The 9,572-nt window shown below is 72.9% G+C and carries 9 protein-coding genes; all 9 read left to right on the forward strand.

What is annotated here, in order from left to right; translation table 11 throughout:
• The first annotated feature begins 94 nt into the window (after positions 1-94).
• The 9 genes from NOD94_RS04575 (at position 95) to NOD94_RS04615 (ending at position 9,533) form a co-directional block, all read left to right on the forward strand.
• Positions 95-982 (forward strand): hypothetical protein, encoded by an 888-nt coding sequence (locus NOD94_RS04575; RefSeq protein ID WP_281204373.1) that lies wholly within the window; start codon positions 95-97, stop codon positions 980-982.
• 71 nt (positions 983-1,053) lie between these two features.
• The gene (locus NOD94_RS04580) at positions 1,054-1,620 is read left to right on the forward strand and encodes an SMI1/KNR4 family protein (RefSeq protein WP_281204374.1); all 567 of its coding nucleotides are present in this window, start codon (positions 1,054-1,056) and stop codon (positions 1,618-1,620) included.
• Positions 1,621-1,756: 136 nt separating this feature from the next.
• Positions 1,757-2,422, forward strand: a complete 666-nt coding sequence (locus NOD94_RS04585; RefSeq protein WP_281204375.1) for a hypothetical protein — start codon at positions 1,757-1,759, stop codon at positions 2,420-2,422.
• Positions 2,423-3,088: 666 nt separating this feature from the next.
• A complete protein-coding gene (locus NOD94_RS04590; protein WP_281204376.1) occupies positions 3,089-4,345 on the forward strand; it encodes an ROK family protein in 1,257 nt (418 codons plus the stop codon).
• 456 nt (positions 4,346-4,801) lie between these two features.
• Positions 4,802-5,338 carry a flavin reductase family protein gene (locus NOD94_RS04595; protein ID WP_281204377.1) on the forward strand — a complete coding sequence of 179 codons (537 nt, stop codon included), beginning with the start codon at positions 4,802-4,804 and terminating at the stop codon, positions 5,336-5,338.
• Between the two features lie 14 nt (positions 5,339-5,352).
• Positions 5,353-6,420, forward strand: a complete 1,068-nt coding sequence (locus NOD94_RS04600) for an ABC transporter substrate-binding protein (protein ID WP_281204378.1) — start codon at positions 5,353-5,355, stop codon at positions 6,418-6,420.
• Entirely contained in the window at positions 6,417-7,337 is a 921-nt protein-coding gene (locus tag NOD94_RS04605; protein ID WP_281204379.1) for an ABC transporter permease, read from the forward strand. Before NOD94_RS04600 ends, NOD94_RS04605 begins: the two co-directional genes overlap by 4 nt.
• Positions 7,313-8,164 carry an ABC transporter ATP-binding protein gene (locus NOD94_RS04610; RefSeq protein WP_281204380.1) on the forward strand — a complete coding sequence of 284 codons (852 nt, stop codon included), beginning with the start codon at positions 7,313-7,315 and terminating at the stop codon, positions 8,162-8,164. Before NOD94_RS04605 ends, NOD94_RS04610 begins: the two co-directional genes overlap by 25 nt.
• Positions 8,148-9,533 (forward strand): LLM class flavin-dependent oxidoreductase, encoded by a 1,386-nt coding sequence (locus NOD94_RS04615; RefSeq protein ID WP_281204381.1) that lies wholly within the window; start codon positions 8,148-8,150, stop codon positions 9,531-9,533. Before NOD94_RS04610 ends, NOD94_RS04615 begins: the two co-directional genes overlap by 17 nt.
• The last annotated feature ends 39 nt before the right edge of the window (positions 9,534-9,572 follow it).

Genomic DNA, 9,572 nt, shown 5'->3' on the forward strand with positions numbered 1-9,572 from the left:
ATGCCCAGCCGGAGGATGCCCGCCTTCGGTGGGCGCCGGCTCGGAGCGGGTCCGGGTCCGGGCGTTTTCGGCGACTATCTGCCAGGGTGTGGGGATGATGTCCGAAGTCGCCGCCGCGGACTGGGCGGGGCAGCAGGTCGCTTCGGTGCGCGACGACCCCGCCGGGCGGTTGGCGTTGATGGAGCGCTGCTACCACGGCCCCTTCGACAAGGCCCCGCGTCACCTGCCGTTCCGTCGGGCCGCGATGTCGTTCATGGGCTGGCAACTGCGGCGGGGCGTGCTGCGGCCCGCTTTCGCCGAGCGGCCCGGCAGTCCGTGGTGGCGCGCGGTGAACGAACGGATCCTGCGCGACGGCTGCGAGGCGGTGGGACTCAGCGGCGGGCTGCGCGGGCCCGCCTCGTCACCCACGGCCGAGCAGTGGCTCTCCTTCGCCGAACACCCCACCGCCCGGGCCTGGTACCGGGCGCACAACGGGAGCGTGGTGGCCGCCTACCTGGAGAACCGGGATCTGGCGGAGGCGGAGAACGAGACCGAGCGGTTCTTCATGAACGTCGTGCTGTGCCGGGTGCTCTACGCCCACGCCCTCGTCGCGGCACCCCGGCTCTCCCTCGGCCGACTGCGTCCCCTCGCCGCGCTCCTCGGCGATCCGAGGCTGGGGATGACCGGGATCTTCCTGCAACTGTCCCGGGTGCTGCCCGACGAGTACCCGCTCCGCGACAGCGTCCGCTCGCACCTCGACAGGGAGATCGGATTCGGGCGCCTCCTCGACTTCGGGGTGATCGCTCCACGATTGCAGCAGCTGTACGAGTGGTCGGCTCGCGAACTCGCGCAGCCCGGTCTGCTCGACTGCGTCCGCGACGGAGCGCTGGTCTACGCGTGGCCGTACGAGGACCGGTACGTCTGGCTGCCACCGCGGTCGTTCCTCATCCGGCTCGTCCGCCGGACCCTCCCGCCCGAGCGCACCGGCCCCCAGAGGTCGTAGGCGGGCCACCGCGAACCCGTACTTCACCGCCTGACGAGGGAGTGCCGGAGCGGGGGTGGTATCCATGCGGCATGGACATTGATCAGGTGGTCCCTGCCGAGCCGGCCGAGCTCCGCGCGGCGTTCGGCGTCGACGACCACGGCGCGTCGGCCCTGGGCTGGGAGGCCGTCCACGCCTTCGAGGCGGAGCACGGCATCGTGCTGCCCGAGCCGTACCGGACCTTCGTCGCGGAAATCACGGACGGTTCGTACGCGGGGCCGCCCGCGTACGGGCTGCTGCCGTTGGCGGAACTGCCCGCCGACTGGGGCGAGGACCCGGGGAAGCGCGATCCGGGCAAGCCGTTCCCGTTGACGGCGGCATGGATGTGGGAGGAGGACACGGACCCGGCCGAGGACATGGAGGAGACGCTGGAGCGCGTCCACCACCACGGGTCGATCGTCCTCGGCACCGACGGGTGCGCGATGAACTGGCACCTCGTCGTCGCCGGACCGCAGCGGGGGCACGTCTGGCTGATCACCGACGTCGGCGCCGCCCCGTTCGGAGAAGGATTCCGGTTCGGGTCCACCACCACCGAACCGGGCTTCGCCGGCTGGGTCCGGCACTGGGCTGCGGGCAGGCCCTGGTTCGACGACGAGTGACGTCCACCGGCGCGGCCCGGGCACCGGTGCCCGCGCCATCCCGGCGCGGTCGGCCGGGCCGTTCTCCGGCACACTCTCTGCCTGCCCGGACGCCAACCTTGCGGAGGACCGCCGCCTTGCCCGGAGAAACCCAGCGATGCCCCATGCACTGCGGCTGCTCCCCGCCCACCCCGCCTTCCTCGCCGACCTCCACCAGCTGGAGGAGCCCCTGCTGATCTGGCTCGACGACATGGCCTTCCAGACCCGGTTCGGACACGACGACGTGTGGGGGCTGCCCCCGGGCCTAGACGGCGAAGCGCCGCGGACCGCCCTCATCAACGTCCAACGGGCCCTGCCCAAGCCCCTGCGCCAGCAGATGTACGCCCTGTCCGACGCGCGTGACGTCGAAGGGGCCAACCGGATCATCGGACGCGACGGACACGAACACACCCCGCTCTACGCCGTCGGTCTGGACCGGGCCGACATCGACACCCTGTCCGGGCTCCTCGGCCACCTCCGCAGAGCCCTCGACGAGGAGGACGGCTACGCCGCGCTGCGCTCCGTCCTCGAGGAAGCGGGCGACTGGTACGGCTGCGAGTACGGCACCCGGCCCGAGACCCCCGCCGAGGTGGTCTGCCGGATCGCCCGTACCGTCGCCGTGCTCGACACCGACACCGACGACACGCGGCTCCTGCTCCGGGCCCTGCACACGGCCGATGACGCCCGGCGGATCGTGTTGACCGACGCCGAGGACAAGGCCGCCGCCCGCTACCTCCAGCACGTCGCGACCATCACGGCGCCCGGCACCCCCCGGCAGGGCTGACCGCGGCCGAGATCCGGCGGCGGGCCGGCCCCGGGCATCGACCGGACGTGGCTGGACCGCGTACGCCACCGCTTCCCTCGACCGGAGCACCCGGCCGGGAAGGTCGTCGCGAAACAGTCGGGGATCACCAACACCCGCGCCCACCGGACGGACTGACGCCCCACCAGGTTCTGATGCGGACCCGCCGGGCCGCCCCGGGAACACACGGGGCGGCCCGGACGGGCCGCCCTTCCCGCGGCAGGAACGCGGCGGGCGACATCGAGCGGCGCACGCACCGGCGACCGCCCGCCTCAGGCGGCTCCTCGCGGCGGCACGCGACCGTCCACGGTGCGGGCGGACGTTTGACCGGCTCGCGCCGCCCCGGTTATGTTGCCCGCCATGTACCGATCCGCGCTGCTGACGACACGAGGTCACGTCGACCTGAAGCGTGTCTGCTCCGCAGCGTGTCCGTGGTCCTGATCGCACGGCGACCGCGCGGAACCCACGGCTTCGTCCTGCCCGCCGGCGGGCTCGGAGCCCGAACTCCGCGCCGTTTCCCCGTGTTCCGGTGAACAGCGCTCCCTCCGGAGCTTCCCGCGCACACCCCGCCCGGAGACCGGCCGCCCCCGCGCGCGCCGGCCCCGCGCCGGGTGGTGCGCGCCGCCGCACAGGACCTGGAAGGCCCCCGTGGACAGACAGAAGAACGCCACCGCCCGCCGCACCCCCCTGCGCCGTTCCGACATCCCGCCGGCCGCCGCGAACCCGCTGCGCCGGGCGTCCGGTACCGGCGCGGTGCTGGGCGCCGTCCTCGACCACGGCCCCGTCGCCCGCAGCACCGTCGCCCGACTCACGGGGCTTTCCCCCGCGGCGGTCAGCGGACACTGCGGGGCCCTGCTGGACCGGGGACTGCTCAGGGAGGGCCCGGAGACGGCCGGCCCGCGCGGGCTGGGTCGCCCGTTCGTCCCGTTGGAGATCGACACCAGCCGCTTCCTCGTCGCCGGCGCCCACATCGCCGTCCCCCACACGACCCTGTCACTGATGGACCTGACCGGACGCATCGTCGCGGAGGAACGCCGCCCGCACGAGGGCACCGAACCCGGCCGGGTCCTCGCCCGGGTGGCGGCCGGGGTGCCGCGCATGCTGGCCGCGTACGGGGCGGGCCGTACCGCCCTCGCCCTGGGCGTCGCCACCGGGCACTGGGTCGACCCCGAGGCCGGGGCCGTGGTGCACCACCCGCAACTGGGCTGGCGGGGCGTCCCGGTACGGGACGAACTGGCCCGCGCCACAGGTGTCCCCGTCCACCTCGACAGCCACGCGCGGGCCCTCGCCCGGGCCGAGCAGCTCTTCGGGGAGGCGGCCACCCGCGCCAGCGCCGTCGTCCTGTTCGTCGGCAACGTCGTCGACGCGGCGTTCGTCACCGCGGGAGCCGTGCACCAGGGGCCGCGCTTCGGCGCGGGCAACGTGGCACACCTTCCGGTGGGCGCCCCGTCCGCCGGGGCCGCCCCCTGCACCTGCGGTACGGCCGGCTGCCTCCAGTCCGGGGTGTCGGAACCAGCGATGGTCCGCCGCGCCCTCGAACGGGGCCTGCCCGCACCGACGTTCGCCGCCCTGCTGGAGCTGGCCGTCGGAGGCGACCCCTCGGCGGTGGAGCTGTTCCGCGAGCGCGCCCGGCTCACGGGCCGGGCGGCGGCCGTACTGCTGGACATGTTCGATCCCGAAGTGCTGGTGGTCGTCGAACCCGGCACGGGCCGACTGCCCGGCTGCATGGACGAGTTGCGGACGGAGGTGCGGGCGCGTTCCCTGGTGTGCGACGACGCCGGCCGGTCCGTCGTACCGAGCAGCTTCACCGGGTCCGTACTCGCCACGGCGGGCGCGGCCGTCGCGCTGGGCGCGCTGTACGACGACCCGCTGGGCCCGTGGCCCGCGCTGCCCGCGGTGTCCTGACCCGGGCACCGCGGGTTGCCGCCCGGGTCGCCGGGGCGAGTTCCGGGCGGCCCGGGAAATCGATTTAATTCAGAAAGTTGCATTGTTGACCGGGCAGGATCCGCAAAGCGAGGATGGATCCATGAGCAGCCCGCAGAGGAACCGACGGTACGCGCACCGGATCGCGCGACACTGCCGCTCGGTCCGGCCGGCCGTCTCCGGTGGCGCCCGCTCCTGTTGTTGTTGACGAGCGGGCCCGGGGCCCTTTCGATGCGGCCCTGAAGCACACCGACCCCTATCGCGTCGCGTACGTCCTTGCGCGGCCTTCCGTGGCTTTCCGCGCCCGGTCGAGCCGCGATCCGTCCTTCCGTACCGCCTTTTCCGCACCACCCGTCCCGTGGCGTCGATTTCGGCTGCCCACGGCCGGATGGACGCATCGCCCCGGCGGCCCACGGCACCCATAAACCTGGGGGAACTTTGACCATTTCCTTGTCCTCGCATCCGTCGGCGAGCCTCGTCGAGCCGGACCGGTTCAAACAGATCTTCCGCGCCTACCCGGGCGGCGTCGTGGTCGTCACGGCCGACTCCGGGGCGGGGCCGGTCGGCTTCACCGCCACCTCACTGGCCTCGGTCTCCCTCACGCCGCCCCTGGTCTCCTTCGGCATCGCGAACGGCTCTTCCTCGTGGCCGCACCTGGAACGGGCCGCGACGGTGGTCGTCAACTTCCTCGGCTCCGGACAGCAGGACCTCGCCGGGCGCTTCGCCACCAGCGGCATCGACCGGTTCGCCGCGCCCACCCGCTGGCACCGGCTGCCGCAGGGCGAGCCGGTCCTCGACGGGGTCACCGGCTGGCTGCGGCTCGCCGTCGAACAACTCGTCCCCGCGGGCGACGCGCACATCGTCGTGGGCCGCGCCGTCGAGGCCTGGCAGCGGGAGGACGGCCGCCCCCTGCTCTTCCACGACGGCGCCTACGCCTCCCTGAGCGCCGCGGCGACCGGCGGATCCCCGTCATGAGAACAGGAAATTCGATGCCTTCCCGCCCCGCCTCTCCCCGATTGGGCCGCAGGGGTTTCCTCACCCTTGCCGGCGGTGCCCTCCTGGCCGCCGCCGGATGCGCCCCGCAGACCACCAACGCCGCGCATTCCGGCCCCGTGGGCGAACTTCCCACCGGGCCGCCGCCCGCCGGAACGAAACTCGCCGTGGCCGTGCGGACCTCTCAGATCCAACTGGCCACCTCCGGTCTCGACAAGGAACTCGACTTCGAAGTCTCCTCCTGGATCAATCTCAACGCGGGGCCCGACATCATCCAGGGATTCCGGGCCCGTTCCATCGACATCGCGAGCAATGCGGGAATTCCGCCGATCCAGGCCGAAGCCATCGGGGTGAAGGCACGGATCGTCGCGGTGCAGGAACGCCCCAACCCCACCTACGTTTTCGCCACGGCACCCGGATCCGCCATCGCGACCGCCGCGGACTTCAAGGGCAAGCGGATCGCCTTCTCCCAGGGCCAGGCCCAGGGCGTGGTCGTCCTGCGTGCCCTGAAGAAGGCCGGGCTCGCCAACTCCGACGTGCAACTCGTCGCGCTGCCCAGCACGCAGTTCCTCACCGCCCTCCAGTCGAAGCAGGTCGACGTCGCACCCCTGGGCGAGCCGACCCTCACCAAGTACCTGACCCAGTACGGCAAGGACGGCGCCCGCGGCGTACGGACCGACGTCGTGGACCTCCTCACCGTCCTGTGGGCACCCCTGGAGGTCCTGAACGACCCCGCGAAGGCGGCCGCCGTACGCGGTTACGTGGCCCTCTGGGCACGGGGCGTGGTGTGGGCGGCGGAGCACGCCGACCAGTGGATCGACGCGTACTACGTCAAGGACCAGGGCGTCAGCGCGGCCGACGGCCGGCGCATCGTCGACTCCCTCGCCAAGCCCGTCTTCCCGACGAGCTGGGACAAGGCCATCGCCTGGGAGCAGGAGACGGCGGACCTGATGGCCGAGGGCGGCTTCGTACCGAAGATCGACGTCAAGACGCTGTTCGACCGGCGCTTCGAGGGCCTCGCGGCCGCCGCCGTACCCGCCGGATACCGGGAGGGCGGGGCATGAGCGGAGCCCTGACGGGCCCGCGCGTGCGGGCACCGGAAATCGAAACCGCGAAGGACCCCGGCACCGCGCCGGGAGCGCCGCCCGGCGGTACCGCGGAGCCCCCCGGCCCACCCCCCGGACGGCGCCCGGTGAACCGCAGGACCCGGCGGCTGGGCCCCGGCCGCGGTGTCCCGTTCGGCCGCCTCCTGGGGCCCGCGCTGCTCATCGCCGTCTGGTGGGCGGCTTCCGCCGGGGGATTCCTCGACCCGCGCATCCTCTCCGGCCCCGACGCCGTGATCGCCACCGCGGCCGAACTGGTCGAGGACGGCCGCCTCCAGGGCAACGTCCTCGTATCCCTCCAACGGGCCGGCCTCGGACTGCTGTTCGGCGTCCTCGTGGGCGTCGCGGCCGCCGTCCTCGCCGGGCTGAGCCGCACCGGCGAGTACCTCGTCGACGGGCCGTTCCAGATCAAGCGGGCCATCCCGTCCCTGGCGATGCTGCCCCTGCTCATCCTCTGGCTGGGCATCGGCGAGCAGATGAAGGTCACCGTCATCGCCCTCGGCGTCGCGGTGAACATGTACATCAACACGTACGCCTCGCTCACCAGCATCGACAACCGCCACGTCGAACTCGCCGAGGTGCTCGGACTGAGCCGCCGGCGCTTCCTGCGCAAGGTGGTCCTCCCCGGCTCCCTGCCCGGCTTCTTCGTCGGGCTGCGGCTCGGAGTGACCTCGGCCTGGCTGGGCCTGATCGTCGTCGAACAGATCAACGCCACCAGCGGAATCGGCTACATGATGTTCCAGGCCCAGCAGTACGCCCAGTCCGACGTGATCATCGTCGGCCTGGTGGCCTACGGAATCTTCGGCTTCTCCTCCGACGCACTGGTCCGCGCGATCGAACGGAGGGCCCTGTCATGGCGGCGTACGCTGGCCGGCTGACCGAAGGACCGGCCGGACGGGCCCTCGCCCCTGCCGCGGTGCGCACCAGCCGACTCGTCCGCCGCTTCGGCGAGCGGACGATCCTCCAGGAACTCGACCTCACCCTCGGCGCGGGCGAGTTCACCGCCCTCCTGGGCCGCAGCGGCTCCGGCAAGTCGACCCTGCTGCGGGCCGTCGCCGGCCTCGACCACGACGTCGCCGGGTCCGGCGAGCTCACCGTCCCCGAACGAGTCTCCCTCTCCTTCCAGGACTCCCGGTTGCTGCCCTGGCTGCGCGTCCTGGACAACGTCACCCTCGGACTGCGCGGACCCGGCGTCCGCGAACGCGGTGTGCGCGCCCTCGTCGAGGTGGGCCTCGAAGGCCGCGAGCGTGCCTGGTCGCACGAGCTGTCCGGGGGCGAGCAGCAGCGCGCCGCCCTGGCCCGCGCGCTGGTGAGCGACCCCGAACTGCTGCTGGCGGACGAGCCGTTCGGTGCCCTGGACGCCCTGACGCGCATCCGGATGCACGGACTGCTGCGCGAGCTCTACGAACGCCACCGCCCCGCGGTCCTCCTCGTCACCCACGACGTGGACGAGGCGGTCGAACTGGCCGACCGCGTGCTCGTCCTGGACCACGGCCGCATCTCGGTCGACCTCGCCGTCGACCTGCCCACCCCGAGGAGCCGGCGCCACCCGCGCTTCCAGGAGTACCGCGACACCCTGCTCGCCGCCCTCGGCGTGTCCGAGCAACCCGAGCAACCCGACCCGACCGACCCGACCGGACACGCGGCCCCGACCGCCCCCGTCGACCACCACCAGAAGGACGCCCCCGATGCCGGACACGCCTGAGCGCAAGCCCCTCCACCTCAACGCCTTCCTGATGTCGGTCGGCCACCACGAGGCGTCCTGGCGGCTCCCCGAGAGCCCCGCCGACGGCGGCACCGGCATCGCGCACTACCAGAACCTCGCCCGGATCGCCGAACGCGGCCGGTTCGACTCGGTGTTCCTCGCCGACAGCCCCGTCCTCCAGGGCGACCCCGGGCGGCGGCCCTCCAGCAAGCTGGAGCCGACCGTCCTGCTGACCGCCCTGGCGGCGGTCACGAGCCGGATCGGACTCATCGCCACCGCCTCCACCAGCTACAACGAGCCCTTCAACCTGGCCCGCCGGTTCGCGTCCCTCGACCACGTCTCGAACGGCCGCGCCGGATGGAACATCGTCACCACCGCCGGCGCCGAGGCCGCCCGCAACTTCGGACTCGACGACACCCCGCTGCACCGCGACCGCTACCGGCGCGCCGCCGAGTTCGTCGACGTCGCGACGAAACTCTGGGACAGCTGGGCCGACGACGCCGTCCTCGGTGACAAGGAGACGGGCGTCCACACCCGGGCCGACCGGGTCCGCCCCGTGCACCACCACGGCGAGTTCTTCCGCGTCGACGGTCCGCTCAACGTGGAACGCTCCCCGCAGGGGCACCCGCTCCTCGTGCAGGCCGGCTCCAGCGAGGACGGCAAGGAGTTCGCCGCCCGCCACGCGGAGGCCGTGTTCACCGCGCAACAGACCCTCGACGACGGAATCGCCTTCTACAAGGACGTCAAACGCCGGGCCCTCGCCCTCGGCCGCGACCCGGACGGCATCAAGATCCTCCCCGGCATCGTCCCCGTCATCGGCGACACCGAGGCCGAGGCCCGCGAACTCGACGCCGAACTGGACCGGCTCATCGTCCCCGAGTACGCCAAACGACAGCTCGCCCTGCGGCTCGGAATCGCCCCGGACGCCCTCGACCTCGACTCCGAACTCCCCGACGACATCCCCACCGAGGACGAGATCGAAGGCGCGAAGAGCCGCTACACCCTCGTCGTCGAACTGGCCCGCCGCGAGCGGCTCACCGTACGACAGCTCATCGGCCGCCTCGGCGGCGGCCGCGGACACCGCACCTTCGCCGGCACCGCGGAGCAGGTCGCCGACACCATCGAGCACTGGTACGACAGCGGAGCCGCCGACGGCTTCAACATCATGCCCGCCGTCCTCCCCTCGGGGCTGGAGCGCTTCGTGGACCGCGTCGTCCCGATCCTCCAGGAACGCGGCCTGTTCCGCACGGAGTACACCGGCACGACCCTGCGGGAACACTACGGCCTCCCGCGCCCCGCCAACCGCCTCTTCGACGGTACCGCCGCGCACGCCGCCCACCCCGGCAACGGCCTGGTGGAGGCCCGGTGACGGGCTGTCCCCCCACCACGACGGAGCCGGCCGCGGCGC

The sequence above is a fragment of the Streptomyces sp. Isolate_45 genome (genome assembly GCF_024721315.2).
In the GTDB taxonomy this organism is placed as follows: domain Bacteria; phylum Actinomycetota; class Actinomycetes; order Streptomycetales; family Streptomycetaceae; genus Streptomyces.

What these genes read in the sequence shown, in the direction of transcription:
- NOD94_RS04575 (WP_281204373.1), top strand. Translation starts at nt 95, where the DNA reads ATGATGTCCGAAGTCGCCGCCGCGGACTGGGCGGGGCAGCAGGTCGCT.
- NOD94_RS04580 (WP_281204374.1), top strand. Translation starts at nt 1,054, where the DNA reads ATGGACATTGATCAGGTGGTCCCTGCCGAGCCGGCCGAGCTCCGCGCG.
- NOD94_RS04585 (WP_281204375.1), top strand. Translation starts at nt 1,757, where the DNA reads ATGCCCCATGCACTGCGGCTGCTCCCCGCCCACCCCGCCTTCCTCGCC.
- NOD94_RS04600 (WP_281204378.1), top strand. Translation starts at nt 5,353, where the DNA reads ATGCCTTCCCGCCCCGCCTCTCCCCGATTGGGCCGCAGGGGTTTCCTC.
- NOD94_RS04605 (WP_281204379.1), top strand. Translation starts at nt 6,417, where the DNA reads ATGAGCGGAGCCCTGACGGGCCCGCGCGTGCGGGCACCGGAAATCGAA.
- NOD94_RS04610 (WP_281204380.1), top strand. Translation starts at nt 7,313, where the DNA reads ATGGCGGCGTACGCTGGCCGGCTGACCGAAGGACCGGCCGGACGGGCC.
- NOD94_RS04615 (WP_281204381.1), top strand. Translation starts at nt 8,148, where the DNA reads ATGCCGGACACGCCTGAGCGCAAGCCCCTCCACCTCAACGCCTTCCTG.